The following is a 23,198-nucleotide window of genomic DNA, read 5'->3' on the forward strand; positions in this document are numbered from 1 at the left end:
GATGCTCTTTACACGGCGCGGGCGAGGGTCGGTGCGGGGGAGTGGCGTCGCGGGCCTCGCGCGTCGAGCGTGGCGGCGATGCGGCGCACCGCCTCGACGACGGTGGAGGGGTCGCACGCCAGGTTGAGGCGGGCGAAGCCACGGCCGGGCTCGCCGAACGCCAGGCCGGAGTTCAGGGCGACACGGCCTTCGTCGATGAGCACGCGCGCGGGATCGTCGCCGAGCCCCGTCGCCCGGAAGTCGAGCCACACCAGGTAGCCGGCGTCCGGCCGCACGAGTCGGACCGAGGGCGCCCGCCTGGCCAGCTCGGTCTCCAGCACGTGCAGGTTGTCGACCAGGCGGTCGAGCAGCGCATCCCGCCATTCGAGGCACGAGAGGGCCGCGACGTTGGCGTGCAGGCCCAGGATGCTGGTGCGGGCGGCGAGCTCATCGGGGAGCCCGCGCAGGAGGGCGGCGGAGCGCTCTTCCGCGGCGACGACAACGGCGCACTTGAGGCCGGCCAGATTCCAGGCCTTGCTGGCCGAGGTCACGGTGACGGAGCGCGCCCCGGCTGCTGCGGCGAGGGGGGCGAAGGGGGTGAACCGGGTGCCCGGATGGGCGAGCGGAGCGTGCACTTCGTCGCTGACGACGAAGACGTCGTAGGCGGCGGCGAGGCGGGCGAGGGACTCGAGCACGGTGCGGCTATGACATCGACCGGTCGGGTTCTGCGGATTGCACAGCAGCAGCGCGTCCGCACCGGCGGCGAACGCGCGCTCGATGCCGATCAGGTCGAGCGACCAGTCCTTCCCCTCGAGCAGCGGGACCGTCACGGCCGCCGCGTCCGCCTCCTCGACTATCTCGAAGAACGGCGGGTAGACCGGGGGAGTGAGCACGACGTGTCCGCCCGACTCCGGCAGCGCCAGCCGGAGCGCCTCCACGACACCGACGGTCACGTCCGTCGCCAGGTGCACCCGTTCGGTGTCGACCCGCCACCCCCACGACTCCTCCGCGAAGCGCGCGAACGCCGGGGCAAGCGGGCCCGCCGAGTCCAGGTATCCCGTGTCCGAGTTGCGCAACGTCTCCGCCACACGGTCGAGCACCGCCTGCTCCACGTCGAAATCCATCTCCGCGACGAAGACAGGGAGGACGTCCGCCGGGTAGCGGCGCCACTTGATACTCGACCTGGTCGCGAAGAGCTGCTCCAGGGGGCGTGCCGGTCTGAAGCTCATGCAGTTCAGGGTGCCTCACGCGCCCGCGACGCGCGAGCGGAGACGTCACGGGGCGTAGCAAAGGCCCGACGGAGGCTCAGGGGCCGCCGCTCAGCGAGCAGGCGGCGGAGGCTCCCGCACCGGCGGCGACGATAACGGTCGGCGTGGTGGGGATGTCGGCGGGCAGGATGACGCCGCCGACAGCGGCATCGACCGCCGCGTCACGTAGAAAGGCCCCCGGCGAACCGGGGGCCTTCACTCTGGTGGGCGATACCAGACTCGAACTGATGACCTCTTCCGTGTGAAGGAAGCGCGCTACCAACTGCGCCAATCGCCCGTGGGGATCGCATCCGGTCGCCCGGCTGCGAGATTCGATACTAGCCGACGCAGGGCCGCGAATGCACATCGGTGGCGGCCGGGCGCGGCGACACACCCGGGTGGCGGGTCTGGTTTTGGATTCGGTGAGAGGATCGGCTAAAGTCATTCAAGTGCCGCGGGGAACCGCGGAACGAAATGCGGATGTAGCGCAGTTGGTAGCGCATCACCTTGCCAAGGTGAGGGTCGCGAGTTCGAGTCTCGTCATCCGCTCGAGTCGGCCCGGTTTCTTCGGATTCCGGGCTTCTCGATACGGTACGGTTGAAATCCGTGTTGTGGCTTCGGTGGATTGGCCGAGAGGCGAGGCAGCGGCCTGCAAAGCCGTATACACGGGTTCGAATCCCGTATCCACCTCGATCCTGAACCCGCTTCAGGCTCTGGGCGATTGGCGCAGCGGTAGCGCGCTTCCCTGACACGGAAGAGGTCACTGGTTCGATCCCAGTATCGCCCACAGAGAAAAACCCCCGGATTTCCGGGGGTTTTTGTTTCTCCGCACCAGTCTGTGGCGTCGCGTGGTACGCCCGTGGTACAGAGCCAGCGAGCCTATGTGGCGACTATCACCACGAATCAGACGTAGCGCCGTAGGCTGGATAGCGACGCAGGATCTCGCGCACGGCCTCGACACTCTCCGCGACGGCACCGCCTGCACCCGACACCCGGCAGACATCTCCTCCACGAGGTGCCTTTACGTGTTCGCACGGTGGGGTGCCGCTGCCACCAGGAGATCCCCGTGTCCAGCACCACCGTGCAGCGCCGCGCGCGCCGAGAGCGTCATCGATCGCGCTGCGAACGACGCCGATTCGGGCGCCGACCTCGGTGTAGCGCACGCCGAGGTCGTCTGCCGGGCTGGTGAGGTCTAGCGAGGCGCCGGATGGGCTCATGGCGAAAAGATCGATGAACGTGGGGTCGCGGTCGCCCGCGTGGCGCGCAGCCAGCAGCAGTGCAGAGAGTTCTTCAGGGGTGACGGGCTCATCGCCGGACAAGACGACATCGACGCTCCAGCCGTATCCGGTGCCGCTCACGCCTCCCTCGAAGGTTGCGCTCACGACCAGGGTGTCTGCCGCTTCCATCGCACTGACAACAGCCGCCACGCGAGCGTCTCTACCGTTGTCCGGCGACGACTACGAGCAGTAGTGGGGTGCTTCGCCGCAGACGATCGCTACGCCGAGGTAGACGATCAAGCCGATACCCAGCGCGAAGAAGATGGCGATGGGCACCACGATCTTCGCGACGAGCTTGCCCGTGCTCCGTCGCGGAGGGACCTGCGCCGGAGACCCAGCCGGCGGGTGAACGTGCTCCGTCCATCGGGTGCCATCCCAGTAGCGGAGAGATCCCGGCCGTGCCGGGTCGGGGTTCGGGTACCAGCCTGCAGGTGTGTTCGTCATGACATGCTCCCTTCTCGATGCGTGAGCATGTCGAGGTCTGCGTCCTGCGACGGGGGCAGCACCGCGCGCCCTGACGTCGCCGATCCGACGACGACGAGCAGAATCGACGCTCCCAGAAAGCTCCGGGTACGTCGTGGGGTGTTCGTCCTGCTGTTCATCGCCGACTCCGTGTCTGGGTATCCGATCGGGACGGCTCAGCGGAACGCCGCCGTCTCACATGGTGGTTCCAGGAGCCGACCCGGAAGACGACCCACGCGATGGACAGAAGGACCAACAGCCCGCTGACCCCCACGAACAAGATCGTCTGCCACAGATTCTCCGGGTGGGACTGGCCGTCCGCGCCGCGGGGAACGAGGACAGCGTCGGCGACCATCAGGATCACGAACAGGTCGAGGCCCACCAGGCACCACGCCAGAGCCAGCCAGCTGCCGCGGGCTTTCCTGCCCGCTCCCTTCGCCCTCACTGCCGCGACGAAGACCGCCACGGGCATCCACACCAGGAACACGGCGACGACCACCGCGAGGAACCCCACCAGCCACATCGATCCGAGCACGAAAAACCCCAGAGCGTCCCCGCTGAAGATCGACGCGATGATCCATCCGATCACGCCCACCAGCACCGACCAGGCGGCGTCGGCGGTCATACCGCTCAGCTTCCCCCATGTCGTGGTGGCTGCATCGATGGACGTCGCCGCAGCGCTGTCTCTGCCGACGGCCAGCCGCACCCTGCCGTATCGGACGCTCGAGACCAGCCCGCCCGCTGCTCCGGTCGCAGCGATCACGGGGATGACCGTGTCGACCGTCAGCGCGGCACTCCCGCCGGCTGCGAGAAGGAGCACCGCCACGGCCGCGAGAGCGGTGAGCAGCACCCCGATCCGGAGAACCCGGTTGAGGATCCTCATTGCGCTGGTTTCAGCTTCTCGAGATCCACACGGCTCAGGGTGGCCCCACCGTCCCAGAGGGGGGTCACATCTTTCGGGAGTCCCGCGATCGCACCGCTCAGATCGAGGATCTTCTCCTCATCGGCCGCCTCGCGGGCGATCACCGTGACTGTCTGGATGTCGGCAGGGGTCGCATCACGCACGGCGATCAGCACCGCCGTGAGCGTCGAGGTGGTCACCGGGTCCTCACCGCTCATGATCACCGCCACGGTGAGCGTGCGGGCGGCACCGGAGTAGCTCACCGTGCCGGACGCGTCCGTCACGCGGGAATCCGCGGCGAGCACAGCGCTCGTGACGCTCTGAAGGTCGTCCGAGCTGGCTGCCGAACGGGACGAAGAACCCCCTCCGCCGGAGAGGATTCCCGGGATCGAGCATCCGGCCAGCGACGACACGAGAAGCACCGACGCCACAGCACCCACCACTCGACGCAGAGTCGTCGACTCGCTCATCACTGTGACCCTCCCGCGTCCAGCTTCTCGAGATCCTCGAACGAGACCACCAGGCCCCCATCGATCCACAGCGTGGAGATATCTGAGGGCAGCCCCGCGATCGCCGCGGACAGGTCGAGGATCTGTTTCGGGTCGGCTGCGTCCCGAGCGACGAGGTCGAGCATCTCCGCGTCTCCCTTCGCGGAGTCGCGGATCGCGGCGAGCACCGCTGTCAGTGTGTGCGTGGACACCGGTTCGGTTCCCGTGACACGAATGACGACCGCGAGCTGGCGTGAAGCACCGGAAAGACTCGTCTCGACGGTGCTGGCCCGCTCCACCCGCGGATCCGCACTCGCGACCGCGGCATAGACAGCCTCGAACCCGTCCGAGGTCTCTGACGGACGAGAGGCAGAGGCCCCTCCATCGGAGAGGATTCCAAGGGTCGAGCATCCGGCCAACGACGACACAAGAAGCACCGACGCACCGGCAGCCAGCACAAGGCGACCCAGCCTCGTCGGCTTGCCCCCTGAACCTCTGACAGCAGCGATCACGCGTACCCCCCCATCCTGCTTACGACACTGTCACGGTATCGAAAAGTCCCTGAGCGACCAAGAACCCCCGATGCCCGAAACCGACCCTCTCTCATAGAGACAGTGGGGACCCGTTTCATGACGCAGAATCACAACTTGTGGCTTCACCGTGAGGCGAGCAGGCTCTCAGCCGCAGCGACGATCCGGCGCCACGAGCACTCGTCGACGGTGATCGACGGTCCTCCCGTCTCCGTCGATGCGATGACGACCCAGTCGTCGAGAAGACCGACCTCGAGCATCACGGCGTCAAGGAGTCACAACCCGAGCCGATGCCGGGTGCCCCCTGGCCGCACGACATCGTGATAACCGTCGAGGACGATCTGCAGCCGGTGGTGGAACTGCGGCATGCCGTCTGAGGAAGATCGTGGAGATCCCGCGCGGCGGCACGTTCACCAGACGCATCGGGCCGCACGCCATCCTCGTCACCGCGGAGACCCGTGGAGATCCGGCGCGGTACCGAGCCGCGCTCACAGAGTTCTGCTGAGGACGCCCTTCTCGGACGCGGGTTTCGCCTCGCGGCGGTTCCCGTGCCCTGGATGCTTCGCGCAGCGTCATGGAACCAACGCGAAGGTGTCGGTATGCTCCGGGTATCGAAGCGAAGGGGGAATCATGACGGAGTTCCGCGAAGACGACGCCGGAATCGCTCGCCCCACCGGCCCGGGGAGGCCGCTTCCATACGGGCTGCCCGAAGATCCGCAGGAACCGTTCGTGGCGATCGTCGCTCCGAACATCGACAAGGTCTCCGCCGTGTCGTTCGACCGCCGGACGGTTGCCGGCCGTCGCACCCGCCGCGGGCTCGTCGCCGTCGTCGCATCGGTCGCCGGCGGTGTCGTCGTGATCGGGATCGTCGTCGCGACACAGTCGGTGATGAATCTGTTCGGCGCCGGATGACGGGCCGTCCCCATCGCCACCGAGGCGCGAACCGCCGCTATCGCTGACCTGGCGTGACGTGCCATGGCGAAGGCGGTGAGCACAGGGCAAGCCCCTGCGGTAACACCGCCGACACATGCCCGCTCTACCATCGGCGCATGACGTTCCGCATCGCCCGCGCCGACTTCTCCCAGCCGGCGCTCCGCTCGTTCCTCCAAGCGCACCTCGATGACATGGAGCACACGGCGCCCCCCGAGAGTCGGCACGCGCTCGACCTGGCCGGGCTGCAGCGTCCGGGGGTTCGGCTGTGGGTCGCGGAGGACGGTGGCGCGGTCATCGGGACGGCGGCTCTCGCCCCGCTCTCGGACGGGTGGGAAGAGCTCAAGAGCATGCGCACCGACCCCGGACGGCGCGGGGAGGGGATCGCGGCCCGTCTGCTCGCGCACGCACTCGACGACGCCTGGCTTCGCGGCGCGCAGCGGGTGTCCCTCGAGACCGGGTCGACGGAGTTCTTCGCTCCCGCGCGCCGGCTGTACGAGCGGCACGGTTTCGCCGTCTGCGGGCCGTTCGGGTCGTACCGGCTCGACCCGAACAGCGTCTACATGACGCGGGAACTGGTGTAGGGCCGGACGACGGCGCTCCGCGGCACCAGTAGAGTTGTTCCGTCCCAACAACTACAACTCAAGGAGTGGACAGGTGGCCGACGGCTTCGAGCTCTTCACCGACCGTTCCGTTGTCGCGATGCGCGTCAACGGCGAGCTGAAGGACCTCGCGACGACCGTCACTACGACCGACGTCGTCGAGCCGGTCACGATCGACTCGCCCGACGGCCTCAACATCCTGCGCCACTCCACGGCCCACGTGCTCGCGCAGGCGGTCCAGGCGGTCAACCCGGAGGCGAAGCTCGGCATCGGGCCGCCCATCACCGACGGCTTCTACTACGACTTCGATGTCGCCGAGCCGTTCACCCCCGAGGACCTGAAGGCGCTCGACAAGGAGATGGCGCGCATCGTGCGCGCGGGCCAGCGGTTCGTGCGCCGGGTCGTCACCGACGACGAGGCGCGCGCCGAGCTGGCGTCCGAGCCGTACAAGCTCGAGCTGATCGGTCTCAAGGGGTCGGCTTCCGCGGGCGGCACGGTTGCATCAGACTCTGGCGAGAACGTCGAGGTGGGCGGCGGCGAGCTGACCATCTACGACAACGTCGACCCGAAGAGGGGCGAGACCGTCTGGAAGGATCTCTGCCGCGGGCCGCACGTGCCGAGCACGCGCATGATCGGCAACGGCTGGGCGCTCACCCGGGTGGCCGCCGCCTACTGGCGCGGCTCCGAGAAGAACCCGCAGCTGCAGCGTGTCTACGGGACCGCGTGGCCGACGAAGGACGAACTGCGCGCGTACCAGTCCCGCATGGAGGAGGCCGCCAAGCGCGACCACCGCAAGCTCGGTGCGGAGCTGGACCTGTTCTCGTTCCCGGAGGAGATCGGCTCCGGTCTCGCGGTCTTCCACCCGCGCGGTGGGATCATCCGCAAGGAGATCGAGGACTACATGCGCGAGCGCCTCATCGCCAACGGGTACGAGGTCGTGAACACGCCGCACATCACCAAGGCGCACCTGTTCGAGACCAGCCAGCACCTCAACTGGTACAAGGACGGCATGTTCCCGCCCATGCACCTCGACGAGGAGCACGACGCGGAGGGCAACATCACCCGGCAGGGGCAGGACTACTACCTCAAGCCGATGAACTGCCCGATGCACAACCTGATCTTCCGGGCGCGCGGCCGCAGCTACCGCGAGCTCCCGCTGCGTCTGGCCGAGTTCGGGACCGTGTACCGGTACGAGAAGTCGGGCACGCTGTCCGGCCTCACCCGCGTGCGCGGCCTCACCCAGGATGACGCCCACATCTATGTGACGGACGACCAGATCAAGGACGAGGTCGCGCGACAGCTCGAGTTCGTACTGGAGACCCTCCGCGGGTACGGCCTGACCGACTTCTACCTCGAGCTCTCCACGAAGGACCCGGAGAAGTACGTCGGCTCGGACGAGAGCTGGGAGACCGCGACCGAGACCCTGCGGGAAGTGGCGATCGAGTCCGGCCTCGAGCTCGTGGACGACCCGGCCGGGGCCGCCTTCTACGGTCCGAAGATCTCGGTGCAGGCGCGCGACGCCATCGGCCGCACCTGGCAGCTGTCGACGGTCCAGCTGGACTTCAACCAGCCGGAGCTGTTCGAGTTGGAGTACAACGCGGCGGACGGCACGCGCAAGCAGCCGGCGATGATCCACCGCGCTCTGCTCGGCTCGATCGAGCGCTTCTTCGCCATCCTGCTGGAGCACTACGCGGGCGCCTTCCCGGTCTGGCTGTCGCCGGTCCAGGTGGTGGGCATCCCCGTCGCCGACGCCTACGGTCCCTTCCTCGACGACGTGATCGCCCGGCTCCGCGCCCAGGGCGTGCGCGCCGAGGTGGACCACTCCGACGACCGGATGCAGAAGAAGATCCGCACGCACACGAAGGCCAAGGTGCCCTTCCAGCTCATCGTGGGCGAGGAGGACGCCGGGGCCGGCACGGTGAGCTTCCGTTTCCGCGACGGCAGCCAGCTGAACGGCGTCGCCGTCGATGAGGCGATCGAGCGCATCGTCGCGAGCATCCGCAGCCACGAGCTGGTCGACACCGCATGGCCCGCCTGAGTCTGGACGATTACGCCGACCCGGCCGGCGGCGAGGGGAACGACGGTGTCGGCGCGCAGGGGATCCGCGTCGACGACCCGTCGACCCTCGTCGGTGTGCCCGACGAGTTCCAGCGGCTCTGGACGCCGCACCGGATGGTCTACATCCAGCACGGCCAGCAGCCCGGCACGGACGACTGCCCGTTCTGCGTCGCCCCCAGCATGAGCGATGAGGATGCGCTGATCGTCGCGCGCGGCGAGCATGCGTACGCGCTGCTCAACCTGTTCCCGTACAACAGCGGCCATCTCCTGGTCTGCCCGTACCGCCACATCGCGACCTACGACAAGGCGACGCCCGACGAGGTCGCCGAGATCGGTTCGCTGACCCAGACGGCCATGCGCGTCATCAGCCAGGTCTCCAAGAACGACGGGTTCAACATCGGCATGAACCAGGGCGCGGTCGCGGGTGCCGGGATCGCCGCCCACCTGCACCAGCACATCGTGCCCCGGTGGGCGCAGGATGCGAACTTCCTGCCGATCATCGCGAAGACGAAGGCGCTGCCGCAGCTGCTCGGCGACGTGCGCGCAGCCATCGCGGGGGCCTGGCCCGTGTCCTGATCCTTCGATATTCGTGACGGATGTCGACTCTCGCATCGGCGGAGCCGGCATCCGTCACGAGTGCGCGGGAGGTCAGCGAACCTGACGAACGGGGAACTGCTCGCGCGGGTGCGCGTAGAACTCCTGCGCCTCGACGAGCTGCAGCTCCCGCTCGCCCGACTCGAGCGTGCGGGTGAGCAGGTCGAACACGCTCGACACCGTCATCCGGAGGGCGGTCTCTGCGCTGCCGGTGCGGACATAGTGCGCGGTGAACAGCGCGGCGGTGACGTCGCCCGAGCCGTTCGCCTTCATCGGGAGCCGCGGAGTCTGCACGATCCAGGCGCCCGCGTCGTCGACGGCGAGCATCTCGATGGTGTCGGCGGGCTGGTCGGGGCGCTCGACGCTCGTCACGAGCACGGTCCGCGGTCCCATCGCACGGGCGGCGTCGACCGACTCCAGCGTCGACTCCAGTGTGTCCGGGGTGGTCCCGGTCAGGTAGCCGAGCTCGAACTGGTTCGGGGTGATGATGTCGGCGACGGGGACGACGCGGTCGCGCAGGAGGTCCGGGATGGCCGGCGCGACGAAGCAGCCGGACTTCGCGTTGCCCATGACCGGGTCGCAGGCGTAGACGGCGCTCGGGTTGGCGGCCTTGACGCGCGCGACGGCGTCGATGATCACGTCGCCGATGCCCTCGCCGCCCTGGTAGCCGGAGAGGACGGCGTCGACCTGCCCGAGCACCCCGCGCTCCTCGATGCCGGTGATGACCTCGCGCACGTCGTCCGGCGCGATCAGCGGTCCGCGCCAGGCGCCGTAGCCGGTGTGGTTCGAGAAGTTCACCGTGTAGACGGGGAGCACCTCCACGCCGATGCGCTGGAGCGGGAAGACGGCGGCGGAGTTGCCGACGTGACCGTAGGCGACCGCCGACTGGATCGAGAGGATCTTCATCCCTCGATCCTCTCATTGCGCACGGGGTGCCGTCGCACGCCCGTGGCCGCGTCCGCGAGGTCGTCCGCCAGTCGCTCCGCCTCGTCGGCCGTGAGATCGTGCACGGTGAGGCGCAGGTGATGCGATGGGGCGGCGTCGGCGAGGAGGAACTCGTCGCCGGTGCGCGCCAGCCAGCCGCGGCGCATCAGCCGGTCGGCGACGGCACGCGCCTCGACGGGCAGCTCCAGCCAGAGGTTGAGGCCGTCCGCGGCCGTGGCGGGGAGGCCGCGCTCGGCGAGGCGCGCGGCGAAATCGGCGTTGCGTTCGGCGTAGTGGGCGCCGGAGTCGGAGATCGCCTCCAGCGTCGCCGCGTCCGTCAGCTGGGTGTGCACGAGCCGCTGGAGGATGTGGCTCACCCAGGTCGTCCCCGGGCTCAGCCGGAACGCGAGCCGCTCGGCCGTCTCGGGATCGGTGGCCGCCAGCGCGACGCACATGTCCGGGCCCAGGAACTTCGACACCGAGCGCACCAGGGCGTAGCGGCGGTGGCCCGGGCCGATGAGCGTCTCGTACGGGCGCTGCGAGAGCATCGAGAAGTGGTCGTCCTCGATGACGAGCACGTAGGGGTGGTCCGCGAGCAGAGCGCGCAGCGCGCCTGCGCGGGCGGGGGAGAGGGTGGCCCCCGTCGGGTTCTGCGCCCGCGGCGTGCAGATGATCGCGCGCACCCCGGCGTCGAGCGCCGCCCGCAGGCCCTCCACCGTCATCCCCTCGTCGTCGACGGGGACGGGGACGGCCCGGTAGCCGCCGTGCCGGACGGTGTGGATGCTCGCCAGGAAGCAGGGATCCTCCAGGGCGATCGCGTCGTCCCGGAGGAGGGCCTGGGCGAGCAGGCGCTCCACCGCGTCGACCGCCCCGCTCGTGACCGTGATCCGAACCTCCGGATCGGGGAGGTCGCGTCGGACCCACGCGCGCGCCCAGGCCTCCAGTCCCGGGTCGATGACCGGCTCGCCGTAGAGCACCGGCCGGCCGATGGCGCCGGCGAGCGCGCGCGACGGGTCGGGGATGCGGCGCGGGTCGGGGTTGCCGGTGCCGACGTCGCGGAGCACACTGTCGGGCGCGTAGCCCTCCTGGGCGACGGCCTCCACGCCGGCGATCACGGTCCCGGCGCGCCCCCGGGCGACGACGACGCCGGCCTGGGCGAGCAGACGGTAGGCCGCGACGGCCGTGTTGCGGTTGACGCCGAGCCGTCCTGCGAGTTCGCGCACGGGGGGAAGGGCGTCGCCGCGGCGCAGCTCCCCGCGCTCATGGAGGGCGCGGACGCTCGCCGCGATCTCGGCCGCCGTGGTCCCCGTGATGCTCTGTTCGTCCATCTCGGATTCGAGTCTAGTGAGGCGCGGTGAGGATGCTATCGTTCGGCATAGGCCAAACAGGATTGTGTTCCACACGAGAGGGCGATGATGACAGACACAGTGCAGGGCACCGCGACGGGATCGAGCCGCGTCAAGCGCGGACTGGCGGAGATGCTGAAGGGCGGCGTCATCATGGACGTCGTCACGCCGGAGCAGGCGCGCATCGCCGAGGACGCCGGAGCCGTCGCCGTGATGGCGTTGGAGCGCGTGCCGGCCGACATCCGGGCCCAGGGCGGCGTCGCCCGCATGAGCGACCCCGACCTCATCGAGGCGATCATCGCGGAGGTGTCGATCCCGGTCATGGCGAAGGCCCGCATCGGCCACTTCGTCGAGGCACAGGTGCTCGAGGCGCTCGATGTCGACTACATCGACGAGTCCGAGGTGCTGTCGCCCGCCGACTACGTCAACCACATCGACAAGTGGAAGTTCACCGTGCCGTTCGTCTGCGGCGCCACCAACCTCGGCGAGGCGCTCCGGCGCATCAACGAGGGCGCGGCCATGATCCGCTCGAAGGGCGAGGCCGGCACCGGCGATGTCTCGGAGGCGACGAAGCACATCCGCAAGATCACGTCCGAGATCAACGCGCTGACATCGATGTCGCGGGACGAGCTCTACGTCGCGGCCAAGGAACTGCAGGCGCCGTACGAGCTGGTCGCCGAGGTCGCGGAGACCGGCACGCTCCCCGTGGTGCTGTTCACCGCCGGCGGCGTCGCCACTCCGGCCGACACGGCGATGATGATGCAGCTCGGCGCGGACGGCGTGTTCGTCGGCTCGGGCATCTTCAAGTCGGGCAACCCCGAGCAGCGTGCGGCCGCGATCGTCAAGGCCACCACGTTCTACGACGACCCGAAGGTCATCGCCGAGGTGTCGCGCGGCCTCGGCGAGGCCATGGTCGGCATCAACGTGTCGGACCTCGCCGCGCCGCACCGCCTCGCCGAGCGTGGCTGGTAAGTGCTGAGCGACCAGCGCGCACCGCGCGTCGGCGTCCTCGCCCTGCAGGGGGACTTCCGCGAGCACATCGCGGTCCTCCGAGGGCTGGGCGCCGAGGCGGTTCCGGTGCGCCGCGAGGAGGAGCTGGCGGCGGTGGACGGCCTCGTCATTCCCGGGGGCGAGTCCAGCGTGATGGACAAGCTGTCTCGCGCGTTCGGACTCGCAGGGCCGCTGCGCGCGGCGATCGCGGGCGGCCTGCCGGTCTACGGGACGTGCGCCGGGCTCATCATGCTCGCCGACACGATCGTCGACGGCATCGCCGGTCAGCAGAGTCTGGGCGGTCTCGACGTCGCCGTACGCCGGAACGCGTTCGGTTCGCAGGTCGACTCCTTCGAGACCGACCTCGACATTCCCGTCATCGGTGACGAACCGTTGCACGCGGTCTTCATCCGCGCGCCGATCGTCGAGTCGGTGGGGGAGAAGGCCACGGCGCTCGCCCGCGTCGCCGACGGGCGTGTGGTCGCCGTGGAGCAGGGGAACCTGGTGGGCACGTCGTTCCATCCCGAGATCACGGGGGACACGCGGTTCCACGCCTACTTCCTCGACAAGGTGCGCGCCTCGGCTACGGTACGGGGATGACCGGAGCGCCGTCGACGACCGCCGTGTACCCCTACGAGTCGCAGTGGGGCGATCTGCGGTGCAACGAGCCGGTGATCGTGCGCGGCGAACGGCCGGGCCGGTTCCACGACTGGGCCACGGACGGGTACGCCACCGAGGAGGAGTACGAGTACTGGGCCGCGCACGTCTGCGGGCTGGCCGGGTTCCGCTCCGTGCTGCGCGCCTGGCGTCCGGAGGCGCGGGTCGTGCCGATGCGGCAGCTGATCGCGGGCGCCGTCGAGGCCGGCGCGCTGGTCCCGCGCGACGACACGGTCGACGGCCTCTACTACCGGCCGTTCCTCGCCTGGATCGCGCGCGACTTCGGCATCGACGGCGACGTCTTCGAGCACGCGCGCGTCGCCGACTGGGCGCCGGAGATCGGCGACGGCGCGGTGGTGCTCGCGTCCGTCTCTCCCGAGATCCGCTGGCCGGACCGCCCGAACCACCGGCGTGGCGGCCACCTCGTGCTCGTGCACGCGCGCGACGCGGACGGGAGGCTGATCTTCCACAACCCGTCCGGGATCGGCCGGACGGCGGCCGGCGCGGTCGCCGAGCCGGCGGTCTTCGAGCGGTTTCACGCGGGGCGCGGCATCCGCTTGCGCCGCTGAGGGAACACCGTCGATTACTATGGACAGGTTCAGAACGTAACTCGAGGGAGCACCAGTGTCCGGGCATTCCAAGTGGGCCACGACCAAGCACAAGAAGGCGGTCATCGACGCACGCCGTGCCAAGTCGTTCGCCAAGCTCATCAAGAACATCGAGGTCGCGGCCAAGACCGGCGGTGCCGACCTCTCCGGCAATCCGACCCTCGTCGACGCCGTGCAGAAGGCGAAGAAGACGTCGGTCCCGAACGACAACATCGATCGCGCGATCAAGCGCGGTGCCGGCCTGACCGGTGAGACCATCGACTACACGACGATCATGTACGAGGGCTACGGTCCGGGCGGCGTCGCCCTGCTGATCGAGTGCCTCACCGAGAACAAGAACCGCGCCGCTGCCGAGGTGCGCACGGCCATGACGCGCAACGGCGGCACGATGGCCGACCCGGGCAGCGTCGCCTACAATTTCCACCGCAAGGGCGTCATCGTGGTGCCGCACGCGGACGGCGTCGACGAGGACTCGGTCCTCGGCGCCGTGCTCGACGCGGGCGCGGAAGAGGTCACCGACCGCGGTGAGACGTTCGAGGTCATCACCGAGGCCACCGATCTCGTGGCCGCGCGCACCGCGCTGCAGGAGGCCGGCATCGACTACGACTCCGCCGATGCCGAGTTCGTCGCGACCGTGAACGTCGAGGCCGACGCCGAGGTCGCCCGCAAGGTCTTCCGTCTCATCGACGCGCTCGAGGACTCGGACGACGTGCAGAACGTCTACACGAACCTCGATCTGACCGCCGAGGTCCAGGCGCAGCTCGACGAAGACGACGAGTAAGCGGCCTGTCATGTCGTTCCGGGTGCTCGGCATCGACCCCGGTCTGACGCGGTGTGGCGTCGGCGTCGTGGACGTGCGTCCCGACCGCCGCGCCGCGCTCGTGGAAGTGACGGTCATCCGAACCCCGCCCAGCATGCCGCTGGAAGAGCGATTGCTCGCCGTGGGCGACGGGATCGAGCGGCTCCTCGACGAGCACCGGCCCGCTGCCGTCGCGATCGAGCGTGTCTTCGCGCAGCACAACCTGCGCACCGTCATGGGGATCGCCCAGGTCAGCGGGGTCGCACTGCACTCGGCGGCGAAGCGCAGCCTGCCCGTCGCGCTGCACACGCCGAGCGAGGTGAAGGCGGCGATCACGGGGTACGGCTCGGCCGACAAGAAGCAGGTGCAGGCGATGGTCGCGCGCATCCTCGGACTCGCCGAGGCTCCCAAACCCGCGGACGCGGCGGACGCGCTCGCGATCGCGATCTGCCATGCCTGGCGTGGTGCACCGGCGGCGGCCGCATCAGCCTCCGGCGGGGGAGCGGCGCAGACCCCGGCGCAGGCGGCGTGGCTCGCCGCAGAGCGGTCCGCCCGGGCGTCGGCGGCTCCCCGTAGGCTGGCCAGGTGATCTCCTCTCTCCGCGGCACCGTCCTCTCCGCGAGCGGCGGTACCGCCGTGCTCGAGGTCGGCGGTGTCGGCTTCGCCGTCCAGCTGACCCCCGACCACGTGCTCTCGCTGCGCATCGGCGAGGAGGCCTTCATCCACACGTCGATGGTGGTGCGCGAGGACTCCCTCCAGCTCTTCGGCTTCGTCGACCGTGAGCAGCTGGACGTCTTCGAACTGCTCACGGGCGTCACCGGTGTCGGGCCGAAGTCCGCGATCGGCGTCCTGTCCGTGCTCTCGCCGGACCAGATCGCCGACGCGGTCGCGGCCGACGACGACGCCCCGTTCCGCAAGGTCTCCGGAATCGGGCCCAAGACGGCCAAACTGATCGTCGTCTCGCTGACGGGCAAGCTCGTCGCCACACGGCGAGCGGTTCCCGCGGTCGCGTCCGTGCGCACGCCGTCGTCCGTCTCCGACAGCGTCCTCATCGCTCTGGTCGGTCTGGGCTGGCCAGAGAAGGTCGCCGCCGAAGCCCTCGCCGACGTCGTCGCCGAGACCGACGAACCCCTGCGCGACACGGTGCCGGCCCTCCTGCGGCTCACCCTCTCGCGTCTCGGACCGGCCGCGCAGGGCGCACGATGAGCGACGACCTGACCGCGCCGGAGCTCGAGTCGGAGTCCGAGCTCGCGTTCGAAGGAGCCCTCCGCCCCCGATCGCTCGCCGAGTTCGTCGGCCAGGCGAAGGTCAGGGGACAGCTGCAGCTGCTCCTGACCGCCGCGAAGATGCAGGATCGCACGGCGGATCACATCCTCCTGGCCGGGCCGCCCGGTCTCGGCAAGACGACCCTCGCGATGATCGTCGCGCACGAGAGCGGGCGTCCGCTGCGGCTGTCGAGCGGCCCCGCGATTCAGCACGCCGGAGACCTCGCCGCTCTGCTGTCGTCGCTCACGCCGGGCGAAGTGCTCTTCATCGACGAGATCCACCGCATGGCGCGCTCCGCGGAGGAGATGCTGTACCTGGCGATGGAGGACTTCCGCATCGACATCATGGTCGGCAAGGGGGCGGGGGCGACCTCGATCCCGCTCGACCTGGCCCCGTTCACCCTGGTCGGCGCGACGACACGCTCCGGCCTGCTCCCGAACCCGCTGCGCGACCGGTTCGGCTTCACGGCGCATCTCGAGTTCTACGACGAGAGCGAGTTGACGCAGGTGCTCTCACGCGCGGCCACCATGCTCGAGCTCGAGATCGACCGGGAGGCGCTGGCCGAGATCGCCGGGCGTTGCCGAGGAACGCCGCGTATCGCCAACCGCCTGCTGCGGCGGGTGCGGGACTACGCCCTCGTGCACGGCGGCAGCGCGGATCTCGCTGCCGTCGGAGCAGCCCTCGAACTGTACGATGTCGACCCGCTCGGCCTCGACCGGCTCGACCGCGCCGTGCTGCACGCCATCCTGGAACGCTTCGAGGGAGGACCGGTCGGCCTGAACACGCTCGCGGTCTCGGTGGGCGAGGAGGCGGAGACGATCGAATCGGTCGTCGAGCCGTTCCTGGTGCGCATCGGGCTGCTGTCGCGGACCCCCCGAGGGCGGGTCGCGACACCCGCCGCGTGGCGTCACTTCGGTATTCCCGGCCCGCGCCAAGGCCGTTCGGAGCAACCATCCCTGATGGATGACTTATGATGTGAGGTGGCCGTTCGGCCCCCACAGACTCCCACCGGAAGGTTCGGCAGAATTCCATGGCCATTGATCCGCTGACTATTGTGATGGTCGTCATCCTGGCGGCCCTCATCTTCTTCATGTTCCGCAACAGCCGCAAGCGCCAGCGCGAGCAGGCCGAGACGCGTTCGAAGATGGTGCCGGGCGCCGAGGTCATGACGAACTTCGGCCTCTACGGGACGCTGCTGTCCGTCAACGAGGACGACAACACCGCGCTCGTCGAGACCAGCCCCGGCCACGTCATCAAGGTCCACCGGCAGGTGCTCGCCCGCGTCGTGGAGCCCACCGTCGCCGAGCCGGCCGAGGCCGACGCCGATGCTGAACTCACGACCGGTTCCGCCGAGCTCAACGAGGACCACGCCATCCGCCACGACACGCCGGAGTACGGCGAGCGGATCGACGAGACCTCCAAGAAGCCCGGCGCGAAGAGCGACGACTAACTCCCGACCCGTGGGCCGCGGCGCTTCGGCGTGCGCGGAACACTCGTAGAAAGCTGAGTTCCTAGGTGGCAAAGTCGACTCCGGTCAAGAAAGCCTGGCGTTCGCTGACGTGGCTCGGTGTGCTGGTGGTGGTGCTCCTGGGTACTCTCACCGCCGGTGTGCTGTTCAGCAACGCGACCTGGCTGCCGAAGCTCGCCCTCGATCTCGAGGGCGGGACCCAGGTGATCCTGACCCCACAGGTCGAGAACGGGCAGCAGATCCAGCAGCAGCAGCTGGACCAGGCCGTGTCGATCATCCGCCAGCGCATCGACGCCTCGGGCATCTCCGAGGCGCAGATCTCCACCGAGGGCTCGCGCAACATCGTCGTCTCCCTGCCGGGCAAGCCCGACGAGGAGACCCTGAACCGCGTCAAGTCGAGCGCTCGCCTCGATTTCCGCCCGGTCCTGGTCTCGGGCGGCCCGACCAATGAGGTCGTCGGCGCTGACGGCAAGTCCACCCCGACTCCGACTCCGGCCCCGGACCTGCAGTCGACGCCGTCGGCATCGCCGACGAACGGCAGCGACCTCGCCTGGGTGACGCCCAAGCTGCAGGCCGACTTCAACGCGTACTCGTGCTCGTCGAAGAGCAATCCGGACGCCAGCTCGGCGCCGACCGACCAGCCGCTCATCACCTGTGACGACCAGAACCAGGTCAAGTACCTGCTCGGTCCTGTCGAGGTGAAGGGTCAGAACATCAGCGACGCCTCCGCCGGGCTCGTGCAGAGCTCGCAGGGCGTCACGACCGGCCAGTGGGCCGTCAACATCGTGTTCGACTCCACGGGGACCAAGCAGTTCGCGGACGTCACCACTCGCCTCGTCGGCTTGACCGGCGCGCAGAACCAGTTCGCGATCGTCCTCGATGGCAAGGTCATCTCCGCACCGACGACGCAGGCCGCGATCACCGATGGCAAGCCGCAGATCACGGGCAACTTCACGGAGTCGACCGCCAAGGCACTGGCCGACCAGCTCAAGTTCGGTGCGCTGCCGTTCAGCTTCAAGGTTCAGAGCCAGGACACCATCTCGGCGACGCTGGGCGCCTCGCAGCTCATCAGCGGTCTCGTCGCGGGTCTGATCGGTCTGATCCTCGTCGGCATCTACACCTTCTTCCAGTACCGTCTCCTCGGCTTCGTCACGATCTTCTCGCTCGTCGTGGCCGGCGTGCTGACCTGGCTGACGATCTCGCTGCTGTCGTGGCACTACGGTTACCGTCTGTCGCTCGCGGGCGTCGCCGGTCTCATCGTCGCGATCGGATTCACAGCGGACTCGTTCATCGTGTACTTCGAACGAATACGTGACGAGCTGCGAGACGGGAGGAGTCTCGAATCCGCGGTGGAGGCCGGATGGGCGCGCGCCCGTCGCACGATCTACGCGTCGAAAGCCACCAACCTCCTCGCCGCGATCGTGCTGTACATCCTGGCCGCCGCCAATGTGCGCGGCTTCGCGTTCACGCTGGGTCTGACCACGATCATCGACGTGATCGTCGTGCTCCTGTTCACGCACCCGACGCTGCAGCTGCTCGGCCGTACGCGGTTCTTCAGCGAGGGCCACGCGTGGTCCGGTCTCGACCCGCAGGCGCTGGGCGCCGTGTACCGCGGCGCCGCGCAGTTCCGCACGCCGTCCGCGGCGAAGGTCGGTGCCGGAACCGCTGCGCGCAGCAGCAAGGAGGCGGCCCGCCGCCAGACGATCGCCGAGCGCAAGGCCGCCGAGCTGAGCGGCGCTTCGAGCTCGTCGTCGTCCGATCGATCGACCGACGGGAAGGACTCCTGATGGCCAGCCGTCTCACCAAGTTCGGCAACGACCTCTACACGGGTGCTCGCTCGTTCGACTTCGTCGGCAAGCGCAAGATCTGGTACGCGATCGCGGCCGTCATGGTCATCGCGTCGATCCTGATCCCGGTCCTCAAGGGCGGCTTCAACTTCTCGATCGAGTTCCGCGGCGGTTCGCAGTTCCAGATCACGAACGTCGAGAGCACCGACACCACAAAGGCGCAGGACGCCGTCACGAGCGTCGTGCCGAACGCCGTCTCCCACGTCAGCGTGGTCGGCTCCAACGCCGTCCAGGTGCAGACCGACCAGCTGTCCGACACCGAGACCAAGGCCGTCGCCGACGCGCTCGCCAAGGCCTACGGCGTCCCGGACTCCGAGGTCGCGTCGACCTTCATCGGCCCCTCCTGGGGGGCGGACGTGACGCAGCAGTCCATCCAGGGCCTGGTCGTGTTCCTGCTGTTGGCGTTCATCGCCATGGCGCTGTACTTCCGCACCTGGAAGATGTCGGCGTCGGCGATCATCTCGCTGTTCCACGACCTCATCATCACCGCGGGCATCTACGCTCTGGTCGGGTTCGAGGTCTCGCCGGCCACGATGATCGGCTTCCTGACGATCCTCGGCTATTCGCTGTACGACACGGTCGTGGTGTTCGACAAGGTCCGGGAGAACACCCGCGAGGAGATGGAGCTGACGCGGCGGACCTTCGCGGAGTCGGTGAACCTCGCCGTCAACCAGACCCTCGTGCGGTCGATCAACACCGCCGTCGTCGCCGTGCTCCCGGTCGCGTCGATCCTCTTCATCGGCGCCTACGCGCTTGGTGCGGCGACGCTGCGCGATATCTCGCTGGCCCTCCTGATCGGCATCATCGTCGGCACGTACTCGACGATCTTCCTGGCAGCGCCGATGTACTCGCAGTTCCGCGAGGGCGAGGCGGGGATCAAGAAGCACGACCAGAAGGTTCGCTCGATCCGCCCCAAGGCGGCGGCCCCCCAGCCGGCCGACGCCATCGCGGCGGAGTAGGAGCGGCGCATGGGCGGCCCCTATCTCTCCGAGGACGAGGTGAGCGCTGCCCGCGCCCACGAGATCGTTGCCGCGGGGGAGGCCTGGCTGCTCGACGTCCGCGAAGCGTACGAGTGGGAGGAGGTGCGCTCTCCGGAGGCGCACCTCATCCCGCTCTCCCAGTTGCAGGATCGCCATGACGAGTTGCCGGAGGACCGCCAGATCCTGGTGATCTGCCATTCCGGCGCCCGCTCGCGCATGGTGACGGACGCGCTCGTGCGCGCCGACTTCCCAGCGGCGAACGTCGCAGGCGGGATGATCGCCTGGGAGTCCGTCGGGGCCCCGATTGAGCGGGGCGCCGGACCCGCGGGAGCCGTCAGCTGATCGCTGCGAGCGGACGACGGCCGGAGCGCCCCGTCCGAGCGGTGATAATGGACGACAGGAGGCGCGCACATGGTTGATACTTCGACACCGCAGTCCGCCTCCCTGCGCCGGCTGGTGCCGCGCATCTTCTCGCGCGCACAGCCGGCGGGAGCGGTCGACACCCTGATCCGGACGGTGCGCATGCACCACCCGAAGGCCGATCTCTCGCTGATCGAGCGCGCCTACGCCGTCGCGGAGCGCGCACACACCGGGCAGAAGCGCCGCTCGGGTGAGCCGTACATCACGCATCCGGTCGCGGTGGCGCAGATCATCGCGGACCTCGGGATCGGCGCCAAGACCATCGCCGCGGCCCTCCTGCACGACACCGTGGAGGACACGGAGTACACACTGGACGAGCTGCGCGATCAGTTCGGCGACGAGATCGCGATGCTCGTCGACGGCGTGACGAAGCTCGACAAGGTCAAGTACGGCGACAGTGCGCAGGCCGAGACGGTCCGCAAGATGATCGTGGCGATGTCGAAGGACATCCGCGTGCTCATCATCAAGCTCGCCGACCGCCTGCACAACGCGCGCACCTGGGGCTTCGTGCCCGCCGCGAATGCTACTCGCAAGGCGACGGAGACGCTCGAGATCTATGCGCCGCTGGCCCACCGGCTCGGCATTCAGGCGATCAAGTGGGAGCTCGAGGACCTCTCGTTCGCGGTGCTCTACCCCAAGCTCTACGCTGAGATCGAGAGCCTCGTGAAGCAGCGCACGCCCGAGCGCGAGCGTCTCGTCCAGCAGGTGATCGACGCGATCAACGACGACCTCAAGTCGGCCCGCATCCGCGGCAAGGTCGTCGGTCGGCCCAAGCAGTACTATTCGATCTATCAGAAGATGGTGGTCCGCGGCCGGGAGTTCGACGATATCTACGACCTCGTCGGCATCCGCGTGCTGGTGAACACGGTGCGCGACTGCTACGCGGTGCTCGGGCAGATCCACGCCCGCTGGACGCCGATGCCGGGCCGCTTCAAGGATTACATCGCGACTCCCAAGTTCAACCTCTACCAGTCGCTCCACACCACCGTCATCGGACCTCTGGGTCGTCCCGTCGAGATCCAGATCCGCACGGAGGAGATGCACCAGCGGGCGGAGTTCGGTGTCGCCGCGCACTGGAAGTACAAGGAGCAGACCACCGGAAAGAGCTCGGGCGGACCGTCCGCGAACGACACCGATCTCGCCTGGCTGGCGCACATCTCCGACTGGCAGGCCGAGACGGCCGACCCGAGCGAGTTCCTGGACTCGCTGCGCTTCGAGATCGGCGCCAAGGAGGTGTACGTCTTCACGCCGAAGGGCCGCGTGATCGGCCTCCCCGCCGGCGCGACGCCGGTCGACTTCGCGTACGCCGTGCACACCGAGGTCGGCCACCGCACCATGGGGGCGAAGGTCAACGGCAGGCTGGTCCCGTTGGAGAGCACGCTGGCCACGGGTGACGTCGTCGAGATCTTCACCTCGAAGAACCCCGACTCCGGCCCCAGCCAGGACTGGCTCAACTTCGTCAAGAGCCCCCGCGCGCGCAACAAGATCCGCCAGTGGTTCACGAAGGAGCGCCGCGACGAGGCGATCGAGCAGGGCAAGGATGCGATCGCGCGCGCGATGCGCAAGCAGAACCTCCCGCTCCAGAAGCTGATGACGCAGGACGCGCTCGTGGAGGTCGCATCGTCGCTGAAGTATGCGGACGTGTCGACGCTGTATGCGGCGGTCGGCGAGGGGCACGTCTCGACCCAGTCCGTGATCGAGAAGGTCGTGGCGTCGCTGCAGAGCGAGGTCGAGTCGGACGGCGAGATCGACATCCCCGTCAAGGGTCGCGGGCGCACGCTGCGCAACAGCGACTCCGGCGTGCTCGTGCGCGGGGCGCCGGACATCCTGGTCAAGTTGGCGAAGTGCTGCACACCGGTGCCGGGCGACCCGATCGTCGGGTTCATCACGCGCGGGCAGGGCGTGTCGGTGCACCAGGCGAACTGCCACAACGTGCAGTCGCTGCTGCAAGAGCCAGAGCGGATGATCGACGTCGAGTGGGCGCCGAGCTCGAAGAGCGTCTTCCTGGTGCAGATCCAGGTCGAGGCGCTCGACCGCTCCGGTCTGCTCTCGGACGTCACAAGGGTGCTCTCGGAGCACCACGTCAACATCCTCTCCGCGACGGTGACGACCTCGAGCGATCGTCTCGCGCTCAGCCGCTTCGTCTTCGAGATGGGGGACACGACCCACCTCGACCGCGTGCTCAACGCCGTGCGCCGGATCGACGGCGTCTACGACGTGTATCGCGTCAGCGCGGGCTGACACCGGCGGCCCCGTCCGGCACGGACACGGGCAGCGGACTCCGCTCGACAAGCGCGAGCCGCCGGATCACGCGCACGGCGCCGCCGCGGCGTGTCCGGGGGACGAACGCGAGCAGCGCCGACGGCGCTGCCGATTCGATCGCCAGGAGATGCCGGACCTCGAGTGCGTCGGGCTCGGAGAACTCTGCGGCGGTGAGGACGAGATCAGCAGCGGTGCGCAGGGGAGTGGTCACCGCCAGCGGGCCGACCATCGTCGTCTCGTGTGCGGTGAGTCGCCGTTGCCTGCTGTCCACGCTCACCGGGATGCGCGCACCGCGATCGGGCGGTCGGAGGCACACCTGCGGCCGGACCGGCGGACTGCTCCTCGCCCCGTGGACCCAGGCGGCCGTCGCCCGCTCGGCGATCGCTCGCCGTGGGACGGCGGCCCTCAGTGCGCTCGCGCGGAGCGCCGGGGTGTCAGGAGTGTCGATCGGGGCGAACGCGTCACCGACACGGTACGCCTGGCCGTCGAGAACGAGGGCCAGGAGCTCGGCGAGGGGAAGGACGCGGCGGTCCAAGAGGGTGGGACACAGTGTCTCGGTCATC

Annotated in this window: 27 protein-coding genes and 4 tRNA genes; 19 read left to right on the forward strand and 12 right to left on the reverse strand. The window is 68.9% G+C overall.

Annotated elements, in window-relative coordinates:
* Positions 1–8: 8 nt before the first annotated feature.
* The 3 genes from LLS1_RS09630 to LLS1_RS09640 all read right to left on the reverse strand — a co-directional run bounded on the left by LLS1_RS09630 (position 9) and on the right by LLS1_RS09640 (position 1,524).
* Positions 9–1,208 (reverse strand): MalY/PatB family protein, encoded by a 1,200-nt coding sequence (locus tag LLS1_RS09630; RefSeq protein WP_226655073.1) that lies wholly within the window; start codon positions 1,206–1,208, stop codon positions 9–11.
* Between the two features lie 76 nt (positions 1,209–1,284).
* A complete protein-coding gene (locus LLS1_RS09635; RefSeq protein WP_226655075.1) occupies positions 1,285–1,446 on the reverse strand; it encodes a hypothetical protein in 162 nt (53 codons plus the stop codon).
* Positions 1,447–1,448: 2 nt separating this feature from the next.
* Positions 1,449–1,524: transfer RNA gene (locus tag LLS1_RS09640), tRNA-Val, on the reverse strand.
* A 178-nt stretch (positions 1,525–1,702) separates the two neighbouring features.
* On the opposite strand from LLS1_RS09640, the gene LLS1_RS09645 reads away from it, so the two are divergent.
* From LLS1_RS09645 to LLS1_RS09655, 3 genes are all read left to right on the forward strand, one after another.
* Positions 1,703–1,775: transfer RNA gene (locus LLS1_RS09645), tRNA-Gly, on the forward strand.
* A 70-nt stretch (positions 1,776–1,845) separates the two neighbouring features.
* Positions 1,846–1,916: transfer RNA gene (locus LLS1_RS09650), tRNA-Cys, on the forward strand.
* A gap of 25 nt (positions 1,917–1,941) precedes the next feature.
* Positions 1,942–2,013: transfer RNA gene (locus tag LLS1_RS09655), tRNA-Val, on the forward strand.
* Between the two features lie 106 nt (positions 2,014–2,119).
* On the opposite strand, the gene LLS1_RS09660 is transcribed toward LLS1_RS09655, so the two are convergent.
* From LLS1_RS09660 to LLS1_RS09685, 6 genes are all read right to left on the reverse strand, one after another.
* Positions 2,120–2,653, reverse strand: a complete 534-nt coding sequence (locus LLS1_RS09660; protein WP_226655077.1) for a hypothetical protein — start codon at positions 2,651–2,653, stop codon at positions 2,120–2,122.
* A gap of 30 nt (positions 2,654–2,683) precedes the next feature.
* Complete coding sequence (locus LLS1_RS09665; protein ID WP_226655078.1) at positions 2,684–2,947, reverse strand: DUF2510 domain-containing protein; 264 nt, start codon at positions 2,945–2,947, stop codon at positions 2,684–2,686.
* A 154-nt stretch (positions 2,948–3,101) separates the two neighbouring features.
* Positions 3,102–3,848: a hypothetical protein gene (locus LLS1_RS09670; RefSeq protein ID WP_226655080.1), complete on the reverse strand. Its 747-nt coding sequence runs from the start codon at positions 3,846–3,848 to the stop codon at positions 3,102–3,104.
* Positions 3,845–4,336 (reverse strand): hypothetical protein, encoded by a 492-nt coding sequence (locus tag LLS1_RS09675; protein ID WP_226655082.1) that lies wholly within the window; start codon positions 4,334–4,336, stop codon positions 3,845–3,847. The genes LLS1_RS09670 and LLS1_RS09675 overlap by 4 nt, the downstream gene beginning before the upstream one ends.
* Positions 4,336–4,866, reverse strand: a complete 531-nt coding sequence (locus LLS1_RS09680; RefSeq protein ID WP_226655083.1) for a hypothetical protein — start codon at positions 4,864–4,866, stop codon at positions 4,336–4,338. The genes LLS1_RS09675 and LLS1_RS09680 overlap by 1 nt, the downstream gene beginning before the upstream one ends.
* A gap of 143 nt (positions 4,867–5,009) precedes the next feature.
* Entirely contained in the window at positions 5,010–5,147 is a 138-nt protein-coding gene (locus LLS1_RS09685; protein ID WP_226655085.1) for a hypothetical protein, read from the reverse strand.
* A 367-nt stretch (positions 5,148–5,514) separates the two neighbouring features.
* Here LLS1_RS09685 and LLS1_RS09690 point away from each other — a divergent pair, with 367 nt between their 5' ends.
* From LLS1_RS09690 to LLS1_RS09705, 4 genes are all read left to right on the forward strand, one after another.
* The gene (locus LLS1_RS09690) at positions 5,515–5,796 is read left to right on the forward strand and encodes a hypothetical protein (protein WP_226655087.1); all 282 of its coding nucleotides are present in this window, start codon (positions 5,515–5,517) and stop codon (positions 5,794–5,796) included.
* Between the two features lie 137 nt (positions 5,797–5,933).
* The gene (locus LLS1_RS09695; RefSeq protein ID WP_226655089.1) at positions 5,934–6,398 is read left to right on the forward strand and encodes a GNAT family N-acetyltransferase; all 465 of its coding nucleotides are present in this window, start codon (positions 5,934–5,936) and stop codon (positions 6,396–6,398) included.
* Between the two features lie 73 nt (positions 6,399–6,471).
* On the forward strand, positions 6,472–8,454 hold the full coding sequence (thrS, locus tag LLS1_RS09700; RefSeq protein WP_226655091.1) for a threonine--tRNA ligase: 1,983 nt from the start codon (positions 6,472–6,474) through the stop codon (positions 8,452–8,454).
* Positions 8,442–9,050, forward strand: coding sequence for an HIT domain-containing protein (locus tag LLS1_RS09705; protein ID WP_226655093.1), 609 nt, complete (start codon positions 8,442–8,444; stop codon positions 9,048–9,050). Before thrS ends, LLS1_RS09705 begins: the two co-directional genes overlap by 13 nt.
* A gap of 72 nt (positions 9,051–9,122) precedes the next feature.
* Here the strand turns inward: LLS1_RS09705 and pdxY are convergent, their stop codons facing one another.
* Both pdxY and LLS1_RS09715 read right to left on the reverse strand, forming a co-directional pair.
* Positions 9,123–9,974 carry a pyridoxal kinase PdxY gene (gene pdxY / locus LLS1_RS09710; RefSeq protein WP_223356849.1) on the reverse strand — a complete coding sequence of 284 codons (852 nt, stop codon included), beginning with the start codon at positions 9,972–9,974 and terminating at the stop codon, positions 9,123–9,125.
* Positions 9,971–11,320, reverse strand: a complete 1,350-nt coding sequence (locus LLS1_RS09715; RefSeq protein WP_226655095.1) for an aminotransferase class I/II-fold pyridoxal phosphate-dependent enzyme — start codon at positions 11,318–11,320, stop codon at positions 9,971–9,973. Before LLS1_RS09715 ends, pdxY begins: the two co-directional genes overlap by 4 nt.
* Before the next feature lie 84 nt (positions 11,321–11,404).
* Here LLS1_RS09715 and pdxS point away from each other — a divergent pair, with 84 nt between their 5' ends.
* From pdxS to LLS1_RS09775, 12 genes are all read left to right on the forward strand, one after another.
* On the forward strand, positions 11,405–12,310 hold the full coding sequence (gene pdxS, locus LLS1_RS09720; RefSeq protein WP_308443807.1) for a pyridoxal 5'-phosphate synthase lyase subunit PdxS: 906 nt from the start codon (positions 11,405–11,407) through the stop codon (positions 12,308–12,310).
* On the forward strand, positions 12,311–12,928 hold the full coding sequence (gene pdxT, locus LLS1_RS09725) for a pyridoxal 5'-phosphate synthase glutaminase subunit PdxT (RefSeq protein ID WP_226655098.1): 618 nt from the start codon (positions 12,311–12,313) through the stop codon (positions 12,926–12,928).
* Positions 12,925–13,554 (forward strand): hypothetical protein, encoded by a 630-nt coding sequence (locus LLS1_RS09730; RefSeq protein WP_226655100.1) that lies wholly within the window; start codon positions 12,925–12,927, stop codon positions 13,552–13,554. Before pdxT ends, LLS1_RS09730 begins: the two co-directional genes overlap by 4 nt.
* Before the next feature lie 55 nt (positions 13,555–13,609).
* The gene (locus LLS1_RS09735) at positions 13,610–14,374 is read left to right on the forward strand and encodes a YebC/PmpR family DNA-binding transcriptional regulator (RefSeq protein WP_223356840.1); all 765 of its coding nucleotides are present in this window, start codon (positions 13,610–13,612) and stop codon (positions 14,372–14,374) included.
* Between the two features lie 10 nt (positions 14,375–14,384).
* Positions 14,385–14,981, forward strand: a complete 597-nt coding sequence (gene ruvC, locus LLS1_RS09740) for a crossover junction endodeoxyribonuclease RuvC (protein ID WP_223356838.1) — start codon at positions 14,385–14,387, stop codon at positions 14,979–14,981.
* Complete coding sequence (gene ruvA, locus LLS1_RS09745) at positions 14,978–15,598, forward strand: Holliday junction branch migration protein RuvA (protein ID WP_226655101.1); 621 nt, start codon at positions 14,978–14,980, stop codon at positions 15,596–15,598. The genes ruvC and ruvA overlap by 4 nt, the downstream gene beginning before the upstream one ends.
* A complete protein-coding gene (gene ruvB / locus LLS1_RS09750) occupies positions 15,595–16,632 on the forward strand; it encodes a Holliday junction branch migration DNA helicase RuvB (protein ID WP_226655103.1) in 1,038 nt (345 codons plus the stop codon). The genes ruvA and ruvB overlap by 4 nt, the downstream gene beginning before the upstream one ends.
* Before the next feature lie 56 nt (positions 16,633–16,688).
* Positions 16,689–17,108, forward strand: a complete 420-nt coding sequence (yajC, locus tag LLS1_RS09755) for a preprotein translocase subunit YajC (protein ID WP_226655104.1) — start codon at positions 16,689–16,691, stop codon at positions 17,106–17,108.
* 65 nt (positions 17,109–17,173) lie between these two features.
* Positions 17,174–18,913: a protein translocase subunit SecD gene (secD, locus tag LLS1_RS09760; RefSeq protein ID WP_226655106.1), complete on the forward strand. Its 1,740-nt coding sequence runs from the start codon at positions 17,174–17,176 to the stop codon at positions 18,911–18,913.
* Positions 18,913–19,932 carry a protein translocase subunit SecF gene (secF, locus tag LLS1_RS09765; RefSeq protein ID WP_226655107.1) on the forward strand — a complete coding sequence of 340 codons (1,020 nt, stop codon included), beginning with the start codon at positions 18,913–18,915 and terminating at the stop codon, positions 19,930–19,932. The genes secD and secF overlap by 1 nt, the downstream gene beginning before the upstream one ends.
* Positions 19,933–19,941: 9 nt before the next feature.
* Positions 19,942–20,295, forward strand: a complete 354-nt coding sequence (locus tag LLS1_RS09770) for a rhodanese-like domain-containing protein (protein ID WP_226655109.1) — start codon at positions 19,942–19,944, stop codon at positions 20,293–20,295.
* Positions 20,296–20,364: 69 nt separating this feature from the next.
* A complete protein-coding gene (locus LLS1_RS09775; RefSeq protein WP_226655111.1) occupies positions 20,365–22,614 on the forward strand; it encodes a bifunctional (p)ppGpp synthetase/guanosine-3',5'-bis(diphosphate) 3'-pyrophosphohydrolase in 2,250 nt (749 codons plus the stop codon).
* On the opposite strand, the gene LLS1_RS09780 is transcribed toward LLS1_RS09775, so the two are convergent.
* Complete coding sequence (locus LLS1_RS09780; RefSeq protein WP_226655113.1) at positions 22,601–23,197, reverse strand: hypothetical protein; 597 nt, start codon at positions 23,195–23,197, stop codon at positions 22,601–22,603. The two genes, LLS1_RS09775 and LLS1_RS09780, sit on opposite strands and share 14 nt — an antisense overlap.
* Position 23,198: the final 1 nt, after the last annotated feature.

Source organism: Leifsonia sp. LS1 (genome assembly GCF_020521355.1).
In the GTDB taxonomy this organism is placed as follows: domain Bacteria; phylum Actinomycetota; class Actinomycetes; order Actinomycetales; family Microbacteriaceae; genus Leifsonia.